Source organism: Propionivibrio sp. (genome assembly GCF_047602565.1).
Taxonomy (GTDB): Bacteria; Pseudomonadota; Gammaproteobacteria; order Burkholderiales; family Rhodocyclaceae; genus Propionivibrio.
Genome location: NZ_JASGGX010000001.1, coordinates 4,113,998 through 4,133,150 on the forward strand (window position 1 = coordinate 4,113,998; position 19,153 = coordinate 4,133,150).

Consider the following 19,153-nt stretch of genomic DNA (forward strand, 5'->3'; position numbering starts at 1 on the left):
CGCCCGGGCCATGGTCTGTGACGTGTCATCCCCCGATCGATTCCGTCCGTAGAGGAGGCCAGCATGAACGACACGTCCGCCGCCGCACGCGCCGCGCAGCGGGGCATCACGCAGCAGGAGATCGACCAGCGCGTCTTCGATCTCTACGACGAGTACTGCCACGGGCGCATCGACCGGCGGGAGTTCCTCGCCCGCGCCGCCGCCATCGCCGTGGCGGGCGGCTCGGGACTGGCGATGGCCCAGGCGCTGCTGCCAAGCTATGCCAGGGCGCAGACGATTTCCTTCACCGATGCCCGGCTCAAGGGCTCCTACGTGACCTATCCGTCGCCCGGCGGCAACTCCGGGACGATGCGCGGCTACCTGGTGCAGCCGGCCGGCAGCGGCCCGTTTCCCGCCGTGCTGGTGGTGCACGAGAACCGTGGCCTCAACCCTTACATCGAGGACGTGGCGCGCCGGCTCGCCGTCGAGGGCTTCCTGGCCCTGGCGCCCGACGGGCTGTATCCGCTCGGCGGCTATCCGGGCAACGACGACGACGGGCGCGAACTGCAGGCGAAGCTCGATCAGGCCAAGCTGCGCGCCGACCTGCTCAACGGCGCGCGTTTCCTCAAGGCGCACGCGCTGTCGACCAAGAAGCTCGGGGTGACCGGATTCTGCTACGGCGGCGGGATCGTCAACTACCTCGCCGCGACGCTCGGCGGCGAGCTGCAGGCCGGCGTGCCCTATTACGGCGTGGCGGCGGACACGGCCAGCGCGGCCAACATCCGGGCACCGCTGCTATGCCATCTGGCCGAGCACGACGAGCGCATCAACGCCACCTATCCGGCCTTCGAGGCGGCGTTGAAGGCGGCCGGCGTTTCTTACCAGATACACGTCTATCCGGGCACGCAGCACGGCTTCCACAACGACTCGACGCCGCGCTACGACGAGGCGGCGGCCAAGCTGTCCTGGCAGCGGACGCTGAGCCATTTCAAAACCCACCTGGCCTGATCCGCGGCGCGCGGGAGCCGGGCCTCCCGGTTCGTGGACGAACAAAACGGGAGCCGCGCCGGCTCCCGTCCTTTTTCGCGCGCGGGCGATGCTCAGTCGATCTGGTCTTCCAGCCGTTCCGCCGCGTGCTCGTCGGCGCGCAGCACGGCCTCGGGCGTGCGTCCGCGCGCGGTGTTGTACCACCAGCCGTAGGCGATCACGCCGGCCACCAGCAGGATGCCGAGATACGGCGTGTCATGGAAGACGTGCGGCAGGTAGGGCTGCACCGCCGCGTCCGAATCGATCATCTCGCCCGCCGTATAGGCGATCAGCCCGGCGCCGATATAGACGATGATCGGAAAGCGCTCGATCATCTTCATGATGATCGTGCTGCCGAAGACGATCAGCGGAATGGACAGCACCAGGCCGGTGATCAGCAGGGGCCAGTCGCCCTTGGCCACACCGGCGATGGCCAGGGTGTTGTCCAGACTCATCACCACGTCGGCGACGAGGATGGTCTTGACCGCGCCGAGCAGGTTGTCGTGCGCGTGGTGCTGGCCTTCGCTCTCGTCCTCCTCGATGAGCAGCTTGACCGCGATCCAGATCAGCAGCAGCGCGCCGGCGAACTGCAGGAAGGGAATCTTGAGCAGCGCCACGGCGGCGATGGTCAGGATGATGCGCAGGACGATGGCGCCGCCGCTGCCCCACAGGATGGCCTGCTTCTGCTGCCGGGCCGGCAGATTGCGGGCGGCCAGCGCGATCACCACCGCGTTGTCGCCGGACAGCACGATGTTGACCATCATGATTTGCATCAGCGCAACCAAGAACTCCATTTCCATCATCTCTTCCTTTGTGCAATCCAAAAAAGACCGGATCGAAAACTGCCGGAACGACCGACCGACTGCTCCGAAACGGAGAAGAATTATTTTTTTGTTATGAAAACCGAGGCTCGCTTTTCCCGCCGCGTCCGCAACGAGCAGGGGCGCGGCAAAAAAAGGTACAAGATGCTAGTCGATACAGGGCATATTAGTAATCAGAAATTACTTAGTTGACCCTTCGAATTTTTCGATTTGTTAACGGGTCGGCGCAAATCGGCAGGCCGGCAACCGCCGATCCCCTACAATTCTTCGCGTCACTGATCCGGATCGGCTCGACATGCAGAAGACACGATGGACTCTCGGCGCCAAGCTCGCCATGGTGGGAATCCCCTTCCTGCTGCTCGTGCTGTGCTCGACGGTGGTGATGCTGTGGATGTCCCGCCAGCTCGACGGCGGCGCCGCCGCGGTGAACGAGGCAGGGCGGATGCGCATGCAGGCCTACCGTCTGGCGCTGTCGGTCGACGAGGGCCGGCGGGACGACCTGCCGCGCCAGATCGAGGCGTTCGAGCGCAGCCTGTCGGTGCTGCTCCACGGCGACCCGGAGCGGCCCCTGGCCGTGCCCTGGGACGACCGCGTCCGAGCCGCGTTTCCGGCGGTCGAGCGCGACTGGGCGGCCTTCCGGACGCGCTGGCTCGACGGGCCGCCCGCCGCCGGGCGCGACCTGCGCCGGGATACGGACGAATTCGTGGCGCGCATCGACGCGCTGGTCATCGGCATCGAGTCGCACCTCGCCCGCCAGACCGCCCTGCTGCACCTGCTGCAGCTGTCGGCGCTGGTCCTGGCCGTGGTCGTCACCGCCGCGCTGGTCCTGGCCGGGCTGGTCTTCGTGCTGCGGCCGGTGCGCAAGCTCGCGCAGGCGATCGGCAGCATCCAGGCGGGGAATTTCGACGCCCGCGTCGAGCATGCCAGTTCGGACGAGTTCGGCACGCTGTCCCGGGGGTTCAACGGCATGGCCGAGAACCTGCAGTCGCTGTACCGCCACCTCGAACACAAGGTCGCCGAGAAGACCTCCGAGCTGGAGGAAAAGCGCGAGCGCCTCGAAGGGCTCTACGAGGTGACCAACCTGGTCGCCAACACCACCGCGCTGGCCGACCTGGCGCAGGGCTTCGTCGAGATCGTGGCGCGCATCGCCCGCGCGGACGGCGTCGCGCTGCGCTGGTCCGACCGGGGCAACCAGCGTTTTTTGATGCTGGCCTCGCAGGGGCTGCCGCAGGCGCTGCTCGACGCGGAACAGTGCCTGGAGCGCGGTACCTGCCACTGCAGCACGGTCGCCGAGAACCCCGGCGTGCGCGTCATTCCCATCCAGGACGAATCCGGGCCGGACAGCCTGGCCTGCGCCCAGGCCGGCTTCAAGACCGTGATCAACGTCCCGGTCTGCCTGCACGAGCGGACCATGGGCGAGGTCGACCTGTTCTTCTGCGCCAGGGTCAGGCCCGCGCCGGCGCTGCGCTCCTTGCTCGAAGCTCTCGGCAGCCACCTGGCCAGCGCCATGGAGAACCTGCGCCTCGCGGCGCTGGAGAAGGAAGCCGCCATCGCCCAGGAACGGCTCCACCTGGCCCGCGAGCTGCACGATTCCATCGCCCAGTCGCTGGCCTTCCTGAAGATCCAGGTGCAGTTGCTGCGCGACGCGCTGCAGTTGGGCGACGCGGGGCAGCGCGCAGCCGCGCTCGACGAGATCGACGCCGGCGTGCGCGAGAGCTACGGCGACGTGCGCGAGCTGCTGACGCACTTCCGCACCCGCGCCAATGCCGAGGACATCGAAGCCGCGCTGGCCTCGACGCTGCGCAAGTTCGAACACCAGAGCGGCGTGAAGACCGTGCTCTCCATCCAGGGCCACGGCATTCCGCTGGCGCCGGACCGGCAGATCCAGGTGCTGCACATCGTCCAGGAAGCCCTGTCCAACGTGCGCAAGCACGCGCGCGCCTCCCGCGTCGCCCTCGACGTGCGCCAGCATCCGGCCTGGCGCCTGGAGGTGCGGGATGACGGCATCGGCTTCGACGCCGGCGGCGATCGGGGCGACGAAACTCATGTAGGCTTGCGCATCATGAAGGAACGAGCGCAGCGCATCGACGCGGAACTGGAAATCGTCTCGGCGCCCGGACAGGGCAGCTCGGTCGTGCTCACGCTGCCGCCGCAGGGGCCGAGCGGCGGGGGGCAGGCATGAGCGCCGCCCGGCGGTCCGAGAGGGGCGCTCACAGCGCCGATTTGCCGTGGCTGGCCTATTCGGGAAGCGTGCCGCGGCCATCGGCTCCTTCCCCTTCAAGGGGGAGGCCGGGAGGGGGATGGGGTTCGTGCGGCGCGGGCTTGGGAGCGAAGCTTTTACCCCATCCCCACCCCAACCCTCCCCTTGAAGGGGAGGGCGAGGCGGCTGTGCCGCGGCGGGGAGCGGGCGGCGGCGGAGGCCGGGCATGAGCGCGCCCATCCCGCCGGTCCGCATCCTGGTGATCGACGACCACACGCTGTTCCGGCGCGGGCTGACCGCGCTGCTCGCGCGCGATTCCCGCCTGCGGGTGGTCGGCGACGCGCCGGATGCGGGCGTGGGCCTGCGGCGCGCGCAGGAACTGCGGCCCGACGTCATCCTGCTCGACAACCACCTGCCCGGCGTGGCCGGCGTCGACGCGCTGCCGGCCCTGCGCGAAGCGGCGCCGGAGGCGCGCATCCTGATGCTCACGGTCAGCGAGGACGAGCGCGACCTGGGCGCCGCCCTGCGCGGCGGCGCCGTCGGCTACCTGCTGAAGACCGCCGAAGGCGAGGCGCTGGTCGCGGCGATCCTCGGCGCGATGGAGGGCGAGAGCGCGATCGCGCCGGAAATGATGAGCAAGCTCGTCGCCGCCTACCGCGAGGCCGCCGTCGCCGACGCGCCGAATCCGGCGGCCCCCGCCGTCGGCGCCGTACGGGCCGGCGAGGCGATCGCCGGCCTGTCGCCGCGCGAGATCGACGTGCTGCGCGGCATCGCGCGCGGCGCCAGCAACAAGGAGATCGCGCGCGAGCACGGCATCGCCGAGGCCACGGTCAAGATCCACGTGCAGCACATCCTGCGCAAGCTCGGCGTCTCCACGCGCGTGCAGGCCGCCGTCATCGCCTCGGAAAACGGCCTGACCTGACTCCCAAGCCGCGCTCGCAGTGAGCTGGGAATAGTTCCTTCGAACTATGCGCCGGCCGCCCGGTGTAGTTCTTCCGGCCAGCCGCCATGCCTCTTCGGAGGGATACCGCGTTCGGCCGCCGCCCCCTACATTGCCGGCATGCGAAAAAAAGGGGGGAAACCAGCATGACTACCCGTACGGCCGGTGCGGGCGCGACCTCGCGTCCGGGGTCCGTGCTCCGCGTATGGACGCCGGAGGACAAAGCCTTCTGGGAGCGCGAGGGCCAGGCCATCGCCAAGATCAACCTGTGGATTTCGGTGCCGTCGCTGTTCCTGGCGTTCGCCATCTGGCAGATGTGGAGCGTGGTGGCGGTCAGCCTGCCGCAGCTGGGCTTCAAATACACCACCGACCAGCTGTTCTGGCTGGCCGCCTCGCCCGCGCTGTCGGGGGCGACGCTGCGCATCTTCTATTCGTTCATGGTGCCGCTGGTCGGCGGGCGGCGCTGGACGGCGATTTCCACCGCCTCGCTGCTGGTGCCGGCCGTCGGCATCGGCTACGCGGTGCAGGACCCGGCGACGAGCTATTCGACCATGCTGGTCCTGGCGCTGCTGTGCGGCCTGGGCGGCGGCAACTTCAGCTCCAGCATGGCCAACATCAGCTTCTTCTTCCCCAAGGAGCGCAAGGGCTCGGCGCTGGGGCTCAACGCCGGGCTGGGCAACCTGGGCGTCTCCGTGGTGCAGTTCCTGACGCCGCTGGTGGTCGGCGTGGGCGTGTTCGGCGTCTTCGCCGGCGCGCCGCAGATCGTGCTCGACCAGGATGGCGACCTCGCGCACGTCTGGATGCAGAACGCCGCCTTCGTCTGGGTGCCCTGGATCGTCCTGGCCGCGGTGCTGGCCTGGCTGTTCATGAACGACATCGCCGACGCCAAGGCGTCGTTCTCGGCGCAGGCGGCGATCTTCCGGCGCAGGCACACCTGGCTGATGTGCTTCCTCTATCTCGGCACCTTCGGCTCGTTCATCGGCTTCGCGGCGGGCTTTCCGCTGCTCATCAAGAGCCAGTTCCCACAGGTTAACCCGCTCGCCTTCGCCTGGCTCGGCCCGCTGGTCGGCGCGCTGACCCGGCCGGTCGGCGGCTGGATGGCGGACAGCCTCGGCGGCGCGCGGGTTACCCAGTGGAACTTCGCCGTCATGGCCGTGGCAGTGCTCGGCGTGCTGTGCTTCCTGCCCAAGGGCGGCGGCGGGCTGGCCCTGCCGTTCGGCCCGGCCGAGGGCAGCTTCGCCGGCTTCTTCCTGATGTTCCTGGTGCTCTTCCTGACCACCGGCATCGGCAACGGCTCGACCTTCCGCATGATCCCGGTGATCTTCATGAACCTGAAGCTGAGCGAATTCAAGGACGGCAAGGAGGCCGACCGGGCGCGGGCGGTCCGCGAGGGCAACACCGAGGCCGCCGCCGCGCTGGGCTTCGCCGGCGCGCTGGGCGCCTACGGCGGCTTCTTCATCCCGAAGAGCTACGGCAGTTCGATCGCGGCCACGGGCGGGCCGGAACTGGCGCTATGGATCTTCGCCGTCTTCTATCTCGTATGCATCGCCGTCACGTGGTGGCACTACGCCCGCAAGGGCGCGGCCATGCCCTGCTGAAGCGGCCGGCAACCAGGAGCTTTCCATGAGCCATTTTCTCGATCGGATGACCTATTTCCTCCAGCCCAGGGAGACGTTCGCCGGCGGCCACGGCGTGACCAGCGGCGAGGACCGCACCTGGGAGGACGCCTACCGGGCGCGCTGGGCGCATGACAAAGTCGTGCGCTCCACGCACGGCGTGAACTGCACCGGCTCCTGTTCCTGGAAGATCTACGTCAAGGGCGGCATCGTCACCTGGGAGACGCAGCAGACCGACTACCCGCGCACGCGCTGGGACATGCCCAACCACGAGCCGCGCGGCTGCTCGCGCGGCGCGAGCTACAGCTGGTACCTGTACAGCGCCAACCGGGTCAAGTACCCGCTGGTGCGCGGCCGCCTGCTCAAGCTGTGGCGCGAGGCCCGGCTGGCCCACGACCCCGTCGAGGCCTGGGCGGCGATCGTGGGAGACGCGGGCAAGCGCCGCGACTACCAGCGCGTGCGCGGGCTCGGCGGCTTCGTGCGCGCGAGCTGGGAGGAGGTCAACGAGATCGTCGCCGCGGCGAACGTGCATACGATCAAGCAGCACGGTCCGGACCGCATCATCGGCTTCTCGCCGATTCCCGCCATGTCGATGATCTCCTACGCGGCCGGCAGCCGCTACCTCTCCCTGATCGGCGGCGTATGCATGAGCTTCTACGACTGGTACTGCGACCTGCCGCCCTCCAGCCCGCAGGTCTGGGGCGAGCAGACCGACGTGCCGGAATCGGCCGACTGGTACAACTCCGGCTTCATCATCGCCTGGGGCTCGAACGTGCCGCAGACGCGCACGCCGGACGCGCATTTCTTCACCGAGGTGCGCTACAAGGGCACCAAGACCGTGGCGGTGACGCCCGACTATTCCGAGGTCGCCAAGCTGGCCGACATCTGGATGAAGCCCAAGCAGGGTACCGACGCCGCGCTGGGCATGGCCATGGGGCACGTCATCCTCAAGGAGTTCTACTTCCCGGACGGCGGCCGGGCGCGCAGCGCCTACTTCGACGACTACGTGCGCCGCTACACCGACATGCCGATGCTGGTGATGCTGAAGGAACACGTGCTGCCCGACGGCGAGACGGTGATGGTGCCGGACCGCTACGTCCGCGCCGCGGACTTCGACGGTGCGCTGGGCGCGGCCAACAATCCCGAATGGAAGACGGTGGCCTTCGACGAGGCCGGCGGCATCGTCCTGCCGAACGGCTCGATCGGCTTCCGCTGGGGGCCGGACGGCCGCCCCGACGCGGGCCGGTGGAACCTCGAAGCCAAGGACGCGCGCGGCGGCGGGGAAGTCAGGCTCGGCCTGTCGCTGCTCGAAGGGAGCAACCCGAGCGGCGAGACCGCGCGGGTCGGCTTCCCCTATTTCGGCGGCATCGAGCGCGAGCATTTCTCGCACAACGCCGCCGCCGGCAACGTCCTCGTGCGCACCGTGCCGGTCCGGCGGCTTACCCTGGGCGTGGCCGGGAATACCGCCCTCGTCGCCACCGTGTTCGACCTGCTGGCGGCCAACTACGGGATCGCGCGCGGCCTGCCGGGCGAACTGGCCGCCCGTGATTTCGACCACGACACGCCCTACACGCCGGCCTGGCAGGAGCGCATCACCGGCACGCCGCGCGAGCAGGTGATCGCCGTGGCGCGCCAGTTCGCCGAGAACGCCGACAAGACGCACGGACGCTCGATGGTGATCATCGGCGCCGGGATGAACCACTGGTACCACTCGGACATGAACTACCGCGGCGTCATCAACATGCTGATGCTGTGCGGCTGCATCGGCCAGAGCGGCGGCGGCTGGTCGCACTACGTCGGGCAGGAGAAGCTCCGCCCGCAGACGGGCTGGACGGTGCTGGCCTTCGCGCTCGACTGGATCCGCCCGCCGCGCCAGATGAACTCGACCAGCTTCTTCTACGCGCACACCGACCAGTGGCGCTACGAGAAGCTCGGCGTCGAGGAAATCCTCTCGCCGCTCGCCGACGCGGCCGCTCACGGCGGCAGCATGATCGACTACAACGTGCGCGCCGAGCGCATGGGCTGGCTGCCGTCAGCGCCGCAGTTGCAGACCAACCCGCTGCGCATCGTGCGCGACGCGCTCGCCGCCAACGCCGATCCGAAGGACTACACGGTGAAGGGCCTCAAGGACGGCTCGCTCCGGATGAGCTGCGAGGACCCGGACCACCCGGACAACTGGCCGCGCAACATGTTCGTCTGGCGCTCGAACATCCTCGGCTCCAGCGGCAAGGGGCACGAGTATTTCCTCAAGCACCTGCTTGGCGCGACGCACGGCGTGCAGGGCAAGGACCTCGGCCGCGACGACGCCAGGCCGCGCGAAGTCGCCTGGCACGACGAGGCGCCCGAAGGCAAGCTCGACCTCTTGGTGACGCTGGACTTCCGCATGAGCACCACCTGCCTGTACTCGGACATCGTCCTGCCGACCGCCACCTGGTACGAGAAGAACGACCTCAACACCAGCGACATGCATCCCTTCATCCATCCGCTGTCGACGGCGGTCGATCCGGCCTGGCAGTCGCGCAGCGACTGGGAAATCTACAAGGGCTTCGCGAAGAAATTCAGCGAGGTCTGCGTCGGCCACCTCGGCGTCGAGCGCGAGGTGGTGCTCACGCCGCTGATGCACGACACGCCGGCGGAACTGGCGCAGCCCTTCGGCGTGCAGGACTGGAAGCGCGGCGAGATCGAGCTGATCCCCGGCAAGACCGCGCCCAACATCGCCGTGGTCGAGCGCGACTATCCCAACGTGTTCAAGCGCTTCACCGCGCTCGGCCCGCTGATGAGCACGCTCGGCAACGGCGGCAAGGGCATCGCCTGGAACACCCAGACCGAGGTGAAGCAGCTCGGCGAGCTGAACGGACTGGTCACCGCCGAGGGCGCGACCTGCGGCATGCCGAGCATCGACAGCGACATCGACGCCTGCGAAGTGGTCCTGCAACTCGCGCCGGAGACCAACGGGCACGTCGCGGTCAAGGCCTGGGAGGCGCTGGGCAGGCAGACCGGCCGCGAGCACGCGCACCTCGCGCTGTACCGCGAGGACGAGAAGATCCGCTTCCGCGACATCCAGGCGCAGCCGCGCAAGATCATCAGTTCGCCGACGTGGAGCGGCATCGAGTCGGAAACGGTCTCCTACAACGCCGGCTACACCAACGTGCACGAGCTGATCCCCTGGCGCACGCTGACCGGCCGCCAGCAGTTCTACCTCGACCATCCCTGGATGGCCGCCTTCGGCGAGGGCTTCCCCAGCTACCGCCCGCCGGTGGACCTGAAGACCACGGCCGACCTGCACAACATCCGGCCCAACGGCCATCCCGAGATCGCCCTCAACTTCATCACCCCGCACCAGAAATGGGGCATCCACTCGACCTACACCGACAACCTGCTGATGCTCACGTTGAACCGGGGCGGCCCGGTGATCTGGCTCGCCGAGGACGACGCGCGCCGCGCCGGCATCGTCGATAACGACTGGGTCGAGCTGTTCAACGTCAACGGCGCCATCGCCGCGCGCGCGGTGGTCAGCCAGCGCGTCCAGCCGGGCATGGTGCTGATGTACCACGCGCAGGAAAAGACCATCAACACGCCGGGCTCGGAGATCACCGGCATGCGCGGCGGCATCCACAACTCGGTGACGCGCATCGTGCTGAAGCCGACGCACATGATCGGCGGCTACGCCCAGTTCAGCTACGGCTTCAACTACTACGGCACGATCGGCACCAACCGCGATGAGTTCGTCGTCGTGCGCAAGATGGACAAGGTCGACTGGCTGGACGACGAGCCCGCCGTGGCGGCCGCGCAGGCGTAAGCAGGAGACACGACATGAAAATCCGCGCCCAGATCGGCATGGTGCTGAACCTCGACAAGTGCATCGGCTGCCATACCTGCTCGGTGACCTGCAAGAACGTGTGGACCAGCCGCCCCGGCATGGAATACGCATGGTTCAACAACGTCGAGACCAAGCCCGGCATCGGCTATCCCAAGGAGTGGGAAAACCAGGACAAGTGGAACGGCGGCTGGGTGCGCAAGGCCGACGGCTCGATCGAGCCGCGCCAGGGCGGCAAGTGGAAGCTCTTGATGCGCATCTTCGCCAACCCCAACCTGCCCGAGATCGACGACTACTACGAGCCGTTCACCTTCGACTACGACCACCTGCAATCCGCGCCGGAGTCGAAGGCCACCCCGACCGCGCGCCCGCGCAGCCTGATCACCGGCAAGCGCATGGAAAAGATCGTGTGGGGCCCGAACTGGGAGGAAATCCTCGGCGGCGAGTTCGAGAAGCGCGGCAAGGACCGCAACTTCGACGACATCCAGAAGGACATCTACGGCCAGTTCGAGCACACCTTCATGATGTACCTGCCGCGCCTGTGCGAGCACTGCCTCAACCCGACCTGCGTGGCGAGCTGCCCGTCCGGCTCGATCTACAAGCGCGAGGAGGACGGCATCGTGCTGATCGACCAGGACAAGTGCCGGGGCTGGCGCATGTGCGTTTCCGGCTGTCCGTACAAGAAGATCTATTACAACTGGAAGTCCGGCAAGGCCGAGAAGTGCATCTTCTGCTACCCGCGCATCGAGGCCGGGCAGCCGACGGTCTGTTCGGAAACCTGCGTCGGCCGCATCCGCTACCTCGGCGTGCTGCTCTACGACGCCGACCGCATCGAGGAAGCCGCCAGCGTCGAGCACGACCGCGACCTGTACCGGGCGCAGCTCAGCCTGTTCCTCGACCCGCACGATCCGAAGGTCATCGCCCAGGCGCGCCTCGACGGCATCCCGGACGCCTGGATGGAGGCGGCGCGCCACAGCCCGGTGTACAAGATGGCCGTCGAATGGCAGGTGGCGCTGCCGCTGCACCCGGAATACCGCACGCTGCCGATGGTCTGGTACGTGCCGCCGCTCTCGCCGATCAGCGCCGCGGCCAACGCCGGGCACATCGGCGTGAACGGCGAGATTCCCGACGTCAGGCAACTGCGCATCCCGCTCAAGTACCTCGCCAACCTGCTCACCGCGGGCGAGGTCGCGCCGGTCGAGCGGGCGCTCGAACGCATGCTCGCCATGCGCGCCTTCCAGCGGGCCAAGCACGTGGACGGGCGCATCGACACCGCCGTCCTGCAACAGACCGGCCTGAGCGTGGCCGAGGTCGAGGAGATGTACCGGATCATGGCCATCGCCAATTACGAGGACCGCTTCGTCATCCCCAGCGTGCACCGCGAATACGCCGAGAACGCCTTCGACCTGCGCGGCGGCTGCGGCTTCTCGTTCGGCAACGGCTGTTCCGACGGCAGCAGCGAGGCGAGCCTGTTCGGCGGCGCCAAGCGGCGCACCATCCCGATCAAGGTGGAGGCCCGGCCATGACCCCGCGCGATCCCGCGCTCGGCCTGCGCATCCTGGCCCGTCTGCTGGCCTATCCCGACGCCGGCCTGCGCGGCGACCTCGCCGACCTGCGCGCCGCGCTGGCCGCCGACGAGGCCATTCCAGCCGCGCGCCGGGCCGAGCTCGAAGCCCTCGTCGCCACCCTCGCAAACGGCGACCCGCTCGACAGCGAGGCCGAATACGTGCGCACCTTCGACCAGGGCCGCGCCACGTCGCTGCACCTGTTCGAGCACGTGCACGGCGATTCGCGCGAGCGCGGCCCGGCGATGATCGACCTCGCCCGCACCTACGAGCAGGCCGGCCTGCGGCTCGCGCCCGGCGAGCTGCCGGATTACCTGCCGGCGGTGCTGGAATTCGCCTCGACCCAGCCGCCCCGCGAAGCGCGCGCCTTCCTCGGCGAAATCGCCCACCTCCTCAACGCCCTGTTCAGCGCCCTGCTGCAGCGCGGCAGCGCGTATGCCTGCGTGCTCGGCGCGCTGCTGGAACTGGCCGGCGAGACCGCCCAGGCGGCGCCGGTCGCGCCCGACGAGCCGGTGGAACGCGAGCTGGGAGGAACCGCCGGCCTTCGGCGGCTGTTCCTCCAAAGGTCAGGCGCCGGCGGGCGCGGCGCAGCCGGTTCACTTCGTCGGCATCGACGTTTCCGGCCGGGGAAAACCTGGTCCGGCTTCAGCGGGAGTCACTCCATGAACGCACTCGACACCTTCCTGTTCGGCCTCTATCCCTACATCTGCCTGAGCGTCTTCCTGCTCGGCAGCCTGATCCGCTTCGACCGCGACCAGTACACCTGGAAGAGTGATTCGTCGCAGCTGCTGCGCGCCGGCCAGTTGAAGCTCGGCAGCAACCTGTTCCACGTCGGCGTGCTGTTCCTGTTCGGCGGCCACTTCGCCGGCATGCTGACGCCGCACTCCCTCTACTCGCCGTTCATCGACGCCGGCACCAAGCAGGTGCTGGCCATGGCCGCCGGCGGCATCGCCGGGCTGCTGGCCTTCGTCGGGGTGACCATCCTGCTGTTCCGGCGCCTCGGCGACCCGCGCATCCGCGCCAACTCCAAGACCGGCGACATCGCCGTGCTCGTCCTGTTCTGGCTCCAGCTCGTGCTCGGGCTGGCCAGCATCCCGGCGTCCGCGCAGCACCTCGACGGCGGCACGATGCTGGTCCTGGCCGAATGGGCGCAGCGCATCGTCACCTTCCGCGGCGGCGCGGCCGAGCTGGTCGCCGGCGTGGGCTGGATCTTCAAGGCGCACCTCGTGCTCGGCATGAGCATCTTCCTGATCTTCCCGTTCACCCGGCTGGCGCACGTGTGGAGCGGCTTCGGCACGGTGGCCTACCTCGTCCGCCCCTACCAGGTTGTCCGCTCCCGCCGCCTGAACGTTCCCGCGGGCGGCCCTGGCCGTCCGGGCGCCAGTGTCTGAGGGCGAGGCCATGGATCGCCATGTCGAACCGAACGGCGCCGTCGCCCGCGTCAACGGCGTCGCGCTCAACCGCCCCGGCGAAGCCCTGAGCGCCGGGGAACTGCGCCAGCGCGCCTGTTCCGAACTGCTGCGCCAGGCCGCCGTCGCCCAGGGACTGCTTGCCGCCGCCGACGCGCCGACCGCCGACGGCGTGCTCAGCGAGGACGCGGCGCGGGCCATCGAGGTGCTGCTGGGCGAGCACGTGGCCGTCCCGGAACCGTCGGAGCCGGAATGCCGCCGCCATTACGCCGCGTTGCCCGCGCGCTACGCCACGGGCGAGCGCGCCGAGGTCCGCCACATCCTCTTCGCCGTCACGCAGGGCGTCGACGTCGCCGCGCTGCGCCAGCGCGCCGAGGCGGCGCTGCTCGACGTGCGCTGCGCCGACCGCAGCGCGCTCGAAGACCGCTTCGCCCAGGCTGCCCGGTCGCTGTCCAACTGCCCGAGCGGCGCCGAAGGCGGCGCCCTGGGCTGGCTGAGCGTGGCCGACTGCGCGCCGGAGTTCGCCAGGGAAGTGTTCGGGCATGCCGAAGTCGGCGTGCTGCCGCGCCTGGTACACAGTCGCTTCGGCCTGCACGTCGTCGAGGTCCTGCGGCGCGACGCGGGCACGCTGCGGCCGTTCGAGGAAGTGCGCGGCGCCGTCGCGGCCGACATGCAACAGAAAGCCTACGTCACCGCCTTGCGCCACTACCTGCGCCGGCTGGCCGGGCAGGCCGCGCTGGAAGGCGTCGACCTGGAAGCGGACGCGACGCCGCTGGTGCAATAGCACTCCCTCCCCTTCAAGGGGAGGGCTGGGGTGGGGATGGGGTAAAAGCCGTGCTTCGCGCCGCCACCCCATCCCCCTCCCAACCTCCCCCTTGGAGGGGGAGGAGCCGACCCGGCAATAGCGACGGCGCCCGGCCGGCGCACACACGAAAGGAAAAAACGATGGAAAACCACACGCAAAGACCCCGCCCCACGCTGCATTCCGCCCTGCAGGCCGGCTGCGTCCGCTGGACGCCGATTCTCGGCTCACCCGCCGTGCCCGCGCAGAAGCCGGACGGCGCCGGCAAGGCCGCGCGCGACCCCGTCGCGGCGGAGCCGCGCCATGTCGTCGAAATGCAGGAGGAGTAGCGGGCGGTGGTGCAACGGTGTTTCAGGCCGCGCGGCCGCCCACCGCGCTCGCGCGGTCAGATTTCCTTCATCTCGCGCCGGTAGCGCTGCCAGTTTTCCACGTAGTGCTGGTTGCCGCGCGCGATCCGGGCCAGTTCCTCGTCGGTCAGCTGGCGCACGATGCGCCCCGGCGCGCCGACGACGAGGGAGCGGTCGGGGATGACCTTGCCCTCGGGAATCAGCGCGTTGGCGCCGATCAGGCACTGCTTGCCGATCACCGAGCGGTTGAGCAGCGTCGCGCCCATGCCGATCAGGCAGCCGTCGCCGACGGTGCAGCCGTGCAGGATGACGCGGTGCCCGATCGTCACGTCGCGCCCGATGATCAGCTTCAGCCCCGGATCGGTGTGCAGCACCGAACCGTCCTGGATGTTGGTGTTCTCGCCCACGCTGAGCAGGTCGGTATCTCCGCGCAGGGTGCAGTTCCACCAGATGGAGACGTTCTTTTCCAGCTGGACCTGGCCGATGACGGCGGCGTTGGGGGCGATCCAGCTCTGCGGGTGGACGATGGGCGAGAGATCGCCGAGGGCGTAGACGGGCATGGCGTTCCTGGTTCCGGACGTGCGGAAAAACGAAAAACCGCAATTAAACCACTTCCGGCGCCGCCCGTGCAGCGCGGAAAACCGCAATTTTTCCGGCGTTTGAGGGGGAGGTGGGTAGGTGGCCACGGCGACGCGGCGGGCACGGCGAAAGGCAAGAACTTTTAATCACAACGAACACAACGGGCACAACGAAAGACAAATCTTGTTTTTCGCTGTGCCCGCCGCGTCGCCATGGTTAATACGCTTTCTCAGAACCTGTACTGCACCTGCACCGAGGCCCCGCCGCCGTCGCGCTTGCCGGCGTAGCCGGTGGCGGCGAAGTCCAGGGTCAGGTTGCGGCTGGCGGTCGGCCGGACGCTGGCGCCCAGGGACAACAGGCCGGTGCCACCCTTCACGCTCGGCGCCTCGATCCTGTAGCTCCCGTACGTGGTGGCCTTGGCCTCGCCGTCGAACTCCCGCTCGTAGCCCAGCCCCGCCTTGAGCGTCACCGCCGGGGAATAGCGGTGCGCCAGTTCCGCGTTCAGGCGCAGGCGCTGCGAATCGACCCGTTCGAAGTGGAGCGGGTCGCCGGCCACGGTGACGTGCTTGCCGCCGACGCGGCTGCCCAGGTACTTGGCCGAGAGGTCCAGCGTCTGGTCGGCGGTCAGCGGCAGTGCATAGCCCACGCCCAGGTGCGCGCTCACGTAGCGGGAATGGAGGCGGTAGCGCGCGAACTCGCCGCTCGCTAGGTTCTGCAGGTCGCCGGTGTCGAAACTCAGGCGGGTCCTGCCGGCGCGGAGAGAAGCCTCGGTGTAGAAGCCGCCGGCGAAGGCATAGCGCCCGAGCAGGCCGGCGCCGTAATAGCGGGCGTTGCCGTCACCGTCGACCGAAGCGGCGTTGTAGAAACTGTTGTGGCTGTCGTAGTTCCCCCAGCCGCCCTCGATGAAGGCACCAGCGGTAAATGCCTCCTGCCGGACCCCGAAGCCGGCGGCGAGGAACTGGTCGTTCGAAGTCACGTGCGAACCGCTGTCGTAACGGGAACGGCTGGCCGAGGCCAGGGCGAAGGACGACGCGCCGGAGCCGGACGCCTGGGCGGCGATGGCGTCGAAGGCGCCGTCGGCGATGCGGTCGGCGCCGCGGGTGACGAGCATCGCCCCGCCCAGGTAGCCTTCGGACAGGGCCTTGAGCTGCGGATTCACGCGCGCTGCCGGGCGGCCGCCCGAACCACCACCGGAGTCGCCACCGGAATCACCTCCCGAACCGTCACCCGAACCACTGCTCGGACACGTCTCGCCCGCGCTGGCCTGGCAGGCGAGGATCGTGGCGGTCACTTCCTTGCCGGCGAGGTCGACGCGGGTCTGCACGTCGTATAGCAGCGAGATGCCCTGCTGGAGCATGCCGGTCGAGGTGAGGCCGATGCCGCTGCCGGACAGGCTGCTGGCCGCGCGCATCAGGACGAACTGGTCGCCGGCGTTCAGAGCGTTGCCGGAATGGATGCCGACGACCCTGATCTCGGAAGCCTTGGCCGCCTGCGCACTGTCCAGGTTGTCGGCGTTGCTGCCGAGGACGATCTGCTGCGCGCTGATCAGCGCGGTCGGCTGGTTCGCCAGGGACGGTTGGAGGGTGAAGTTGTATTTCTCGAAGTTGGCGACGGTATGCACGCTGACCGGCTGCGCCGAGAAATTCAGGGTGTTGCCGGTGAACACGTCGTAGCGTTCCGGTGCGTAGCCCTCGGCCGTGTTGTAGTCGAGGAAGCCGCCGTAGAGCGAGACGTTACCGGACAGCGTGGCGTGATCGCCGATCGTTATGGTGTTGTTGGTCGCCGTGGCCTGGGAAAGAGTCAATCTGACCGTCGTGTTTTCCTCCCCGCCGCTCGCGGACGCATCGGCGGTTCCTTTCACGGCCAGGAAGCGGACGTATCCGCCGTAGAGCGAACCGTTCTGCAATCGGCCGTCCAGGGTCACGGTGTTGCCGCTGGCGCTGACTTGGCTACCTTCGAGATTCACGAGGGTGGAGGCTTTGGCGATGGCGGAACCGGACCCGCTGGCCGTCGACCAACCGCTGGTGGCGTCGCCGGCGCGCGCTTCTAGTTCGGCATGGCCGCCGTACAGGCTTCCCGTCACGGAGGCATGTTCCATGACGGCGACCCGGTTGTCGTCGGCCCGCACCTCGGCATTGTGGGCGTCGATGTAGGCGCTGGCGTAGGTGTCGGCCTTGCCGTTGTTGGAGTGGGCTGTCCCGCCTTGGGATGTTCCCGCGTGCAGGATGATTGCCGCCCGACCGCCACGGAGGTCTCCCGTCACGGAAGCGTTCTCCGTCACGATGACCGTGTTGTCGTCGGCGCTTACCTTGGAAAAGTAGGCGTTGGCATTGGCGTTGGCGTGAGCCTTTGCCTCGTCGTTGTTGGCGTTGGCCGTCCCGCCTTGGGCCGTGCCCGCGTGCATGATGATCGATGCCTGACCGCCATCGAGGACTCCCGTCACGGAAGCGTTCTCCGTCACGATGACTGTGTTGCCATCGGCCCTCACCTCGGAAGAGTAGGCGTTGGCGGAGGCGTTGGCAAAGGCTTGGGCCTCGGTGAAAGTGGTGCTCGCCGTCCCGCCTTTGGCGTTCCCCGCTTGCCCGATGAGTGCCGCATAGCCGCCGTAGAGGTTCCCGGCCACCGTCGCGTTCCCCTTGACGGCCACCGTATTGTCGCGGGCACGCGCGACGTGGTTATACAAGTTTGCATTGGCGTAGGCAACGGCGCTGCTGCCGATAACGGCGCTCTGGTCGTCATCGGATGCAGTCACCGTGTAAAGCGACAGCCCGCCATACACGTTGCCCTGGATGTTGCCTTGCTTGATCGTGACGGTGTTTCCGGAGACATCGCCTCCCATGGGCGAGCCGCCGCCGAGGACGTATTGCGGGTCCGGGGCCAATCCGGGCGCATAGTCGATGATCAGGTCGGCTCCGCTGGCGACGGGAAAATAGCTGGAATCATAGTAAGCGGCACCCGTCTTGGGGCTGTTCCAATCCAGAATCTGCATGCTCATGAGCTGCACCGTGCCGGGGCCGGCCGTGCCGTCGTAGGTGAGCGGCGGGAGTTGGGCGAATGCGCCGGCGGGCAGCGCGAGGGCCAGGGCGGCGCTGATTTTCCTAAGCAAGAGCGGACGGTTCCTGCCCCGGCTCATAGCGTGTTCCATCGGCTGAGGGCTGAGGGCTGAGGGCTGAGGGCTGAGGGCTGAGGGCTGAGGGCTGAGGGCTGAGGGCTGAGGGCTGAGGGCTGAGGGCTGAGGGCTGAGGGCTGAGGGCTGAGGGCTGAGGGCTGAGGGCTGAGGGCTGAGGGCTGAGGGCTGAGGGCTGAGGGCTGAGGGCTGAGGGCTGAGGGCTGAGGGCTGAGGGCTGAGGGCTGAGGGCTGAGGGCTGAGGGCTGAGGGCTGAGGGCTGAGGCATGGTTCGGAGGTTCCTTGTTCGAATTATGAGGAATACGCTCCGCCGGGCCGGGTGCGCGAGGGTCACCTGGCCGCGAGGACGAAACGCGGGGGGATTCGTCCGGCATTGGCCTGCGATGTCCGGACGCAAAAGCTCGCGTAGACTCGCCCAAAACGCATAAATGTCAAATAGGAATCGTCGGAAAAATCGGGGCGGTGGAAAGGGTAATGACCCTCTCCACCGCCCCGTCGTTTCCCTCGCCGAAGGGAAAAGGGCCGCGTCTTACCGCGGAGGTTCCTGGCCCGGCGGACGGTCGGGCAGGAAAACGAGCTGGCAGGTGCCGCGCACGGTGCGGCCGTCCGGCGCGGTGATCTCCACGGCTGTTCCAGCGGCCTTGTCGTTGCACAGAGCCGGATCGAAGGGCGGCGGCCCCTTCATTTCGCCGCGCGGCGGCGGTGGGGGCGGGCCGCAGTCGCCGGCGGAGGCGGGCGACGAAGCGGCGAGGGCAAGGACCAGCAGGACCGGGGCAAGGGCTGTGAAGGGTTTGCAGGCGTTCATGAGATTCTCCCGTGGAAAAAATCGTCAGGCATTGAGCCATGTCGATGCCATGGAAGAATTCTGCGCCGGCGCGATGTTAAGGGCGTTGAACGCCGTCCGGAATTACCGGGATTTACGCCG

Annotated in this window: 13 protein-coding genes; 9 read left to right on the plus strand and 4 right to left on the minus strand. The window is 68.3% G+C overall.

The window, feature by feature from the left end; translation table 11 throughout:
• Positions 1-63 precede the first annotated feature (63 nt).
• A complete protein-coding gene (locus tag QM701_RS19425; protein WP_415168645.1) occupies positions 64-987 on the plus strand; it encodes a dienelactone hydrolase family protein in 924 nt (307 codons plus the stop codon).
• Positions 988-1,079: 92 nt separating this feature from the next.
• On the opposite strand, the gene QM701_RS19430 is transcribed toward QM701_RS19425, so the two are convergent.
• Positions 1,080-1,799 (minus strand): TerC family protein, encoded by a 720-nt coding sequence (locus tag QM701_RS19430; protein ID WP_415168646.1) that lies wholly within the window; start codon positions 1,797-1,799, stop codon positions 1,080-1,082.
• A gap of 322 nt (positions 1,800-2,121) precedes the next feature.
• Between QM701_RS19430 and QM701_RS19435 the strand changes: the two genes are divergently transcribed.
• The 8 genes from QM701_RS19435 (at position 2,122) to QM701_RS19470 (ending at position 14,504) form a co-directional block, all read left to right on the plus strand.
• A complete protein-coding gene (locus tag QM701_RS19435; RefSeq protein ID WP_415168647.1) occupies positions 2,122-4,008 on the plus strand; it encodes a type IV pili methyl-accepting chemotaxis transducer N-terminal domain-containing protein in 1,887 nt (628 codons plus the stop codon).
• Positions 4,009-4,252: 244 nt separating this feature from the next.
• Entirely contained in the window at positions 4,253-4,948 is a 696-nt protein-coding gene (locus QM701_RS19440) for a response regulator (protein ID WP_415168648.1), read from the plus strand.
• A gap of 164 nt (positions 4,949-5,112) precedes the next feature.
• A complete protein-coding gene (locus tag QM701_RS19445; RefSeq protein ID WP_415168649.1) occupies positions 5,113-6,564 on the plus strand; it encodes a NarK family nitrate/nitrite MFS transporter in 1,452 nt (483 codons plus the stop codon).
• Between the two features lie 25 nt (positions 6,565-6,589).
• Positions 6,590-10,381 carry a nitrate reductase subunit alpha gene (locus tag QM701_RS19450; protein WP_415168650.1) on the plus strand — a complete coding sequence of 1,264 codons (3,792 nt, stop codon included), beginning with the start codon at positions 6,590-6,592 and terminating at the stop codon, positions 10,379-10,381.
• Between the two features lie 14 nt (positions 10,382-10,395).
• The gene (narH, locus tag QM701_RS19455) at positions 10,396-11,925 is read left to right on the plus strand and encodes a nitrate reductase subunit beta (RefSeq protein ID WP_415168651.1); all 1,530 of its coding nucleotides are present in this window, start codon (positions 10,396-10,398) and stop codon (positions 11,923-11,925) included.
• A complete protein-coding gene (gene narI / locus QM701_RS19460; RefSeq protein WP_415168652.1) occupies positions 11,922-13,355 on the plus strand; it encodes a respiratory nitrate reductase subunit gamma in 1,434 nt (477 codons plus the stop codon). The genes narH and narI overlap by 4 nt, the downstream gene beginning before the upstream one ends.
• Before the next feature lie 10 nt (positions 13,356-13,365).
• Positions 13,366-14,157 carry a peptidylprolyl isomerase gene (locus QM701_RS19465; protein WP_415168653.1) on the plus strand — a complete coding sequence of 264 codons (792 nt, stop codon included), beginning with the start codon at positions 13,366-13,368 and terminating at the stop codon, positions 14,155-14,157.
• 161 nt (positions 14,158-14,318) lie between these two features.
• Positions 14,319-14,504 (plus strand): hypothetical protein, encoded by a 186-nt coding sequence (locus QM701_RS19470; protein ID WP_415168654.1) that lies wholly within the window; start codon positions 14,319-14,321, stop codon positions 14,502-14,504.
• Positions 14,505-14,560: 56 nt separating this feature from the next.
• Here the strand turns inward: QM701_RS19470 and QM701_RS19475 are convergent, their stop codons facing one another.
• The 3 genes from QM701_RS19475 to QM701_RS19485 all read right to left on the minus strand — a co-directional run bounded on the left by QM701_RS19475 (position 14,561) and on the right by QM701_RS19485 (position 19,033).
• Positions 14,561-15,082, minus strand: coding sequence for a gamma carbonic anhydrase family protein (locus tag QM701_RS19475; protein WP_415168655.1), 522 nt, complete (start codon positions 15,080-15,082; stop codon positions 14,561-14,563).
• A 248-nt stretch (positions 15,083-15,330) separates the two neighbouring features.
• Positions 15,331-18,207 (minus strand): hypothetical protein, encoded by a 2,877-nt coding sequence (locus tag QM701_RS19480; protein WP_415168656.1) that lies wholly within the window; start codon positions 18,205-18,207, stop codon positions 15,331-15,333.
• Positions 18,208-18,757: 550 nt separating this feature from the next.
• On the minus strand, positions 18,758-19,033 hold the full coding sequence (locus QM701_RS19485; RefSeq protein WP_415168657.1) for a hypothetical protein: 276 nt from the start codon (positions 19,031-19,033) through the stop codon (positions 18,758-18,760).
• Positions 19,034-19,153: the final 120 nt, after the last annotated feature.

What these genes read in the sequence shown, in the direction of transcription:
- QM701_RS19425 (WP_415168645.1), top strand. Translation starts at nt 64, where the DNA reads ATGAACGACACGTCCGCCGCCGCACGCGCCGCGCAGCGGGGCATCACG.
- QM701_RS19430 (WP_415168646.1), bottom strand. Translation starts at nt 1,799, where the DNA reads ATGGAGTTCTTGGTTGCGCTGATGCAAATCATGATGGTCAACATCGTG.
- QM701_RS19435 (WP_415168647.1), top strand. Translation starts at nt 2,122, where the DNA reads ATGCAGAAGACACGATGGACTCTCGGCGCCAAGCTCGCCATGGTGGGA.
- QM701_RS19440 (WP_415168648.1), top strand. Translation starts at nt 4,253, where the DNA reads ATGAGCGCGCCCATCCCGCCGGTCCGCATCCTGGTGATCGACGACCAC.
- QM701_RS19445 (WP_415168649.1), top strand. Translation starts at nt 5,113, where the DNA reads ATGACTACCCGTACGGCCGGTGCGGGCGCGACCTCGCGTCCGGGGTCC.
- QM701_RS19450 (WP_415168650.1), top strand. Translation starts at nt 6,590, where the DNA reads ATGAGCCATTTTCTCGATCGGATGACCTATTTCCTCCAGCCCAGGGAG.
- narH (WP_415168651.1), top strand. Translation starts at nt 10,396, where the DNA reads ATGAAAATCCGCGCCCAGATCGGCATGGTGCTGAACCTCGACAAGTGC.
- narI (WP_415168652.1), top strand. Translation starts at nt 11,922, where the DNA reads ATGACCCCGCGCGATCCCGCGCTCGGCCTGCGCATCCTGGCCCGTCTG.
- QM701_RS19465 (WP_415168653.1), top strand. Translation starts at nt 13,366, where the DNA reads ATGGATCGCCATGTCGAACCGAACGGCGCCGTCGCCCGCGTCAACGGC.
- QM701_RS19470 (WP_415168654.1), top strand. Translation starts at nt 14,319, where the DNA reads ATGGAAAACCACACGCAAAGACCCCGCCCCACGCTGCATTCCGCCCTG.
- QM701_RS19475 (WP_415168655.1), bottom strand. Translation starts at nt 15,082, where the DNA reads ATGCCCGTCTACGCCCTCGGCGATCTCTCGCCCATCGTCCACCCGCAG.
- QM701_RS19485 (WP_415168657.1), bottom strand. Translation starts at nt 19,033, where the DNA reads ATGAACGCCTGCAAACCCTTCACAGCCCTTGCCCCGGTCCTGCTGGTC.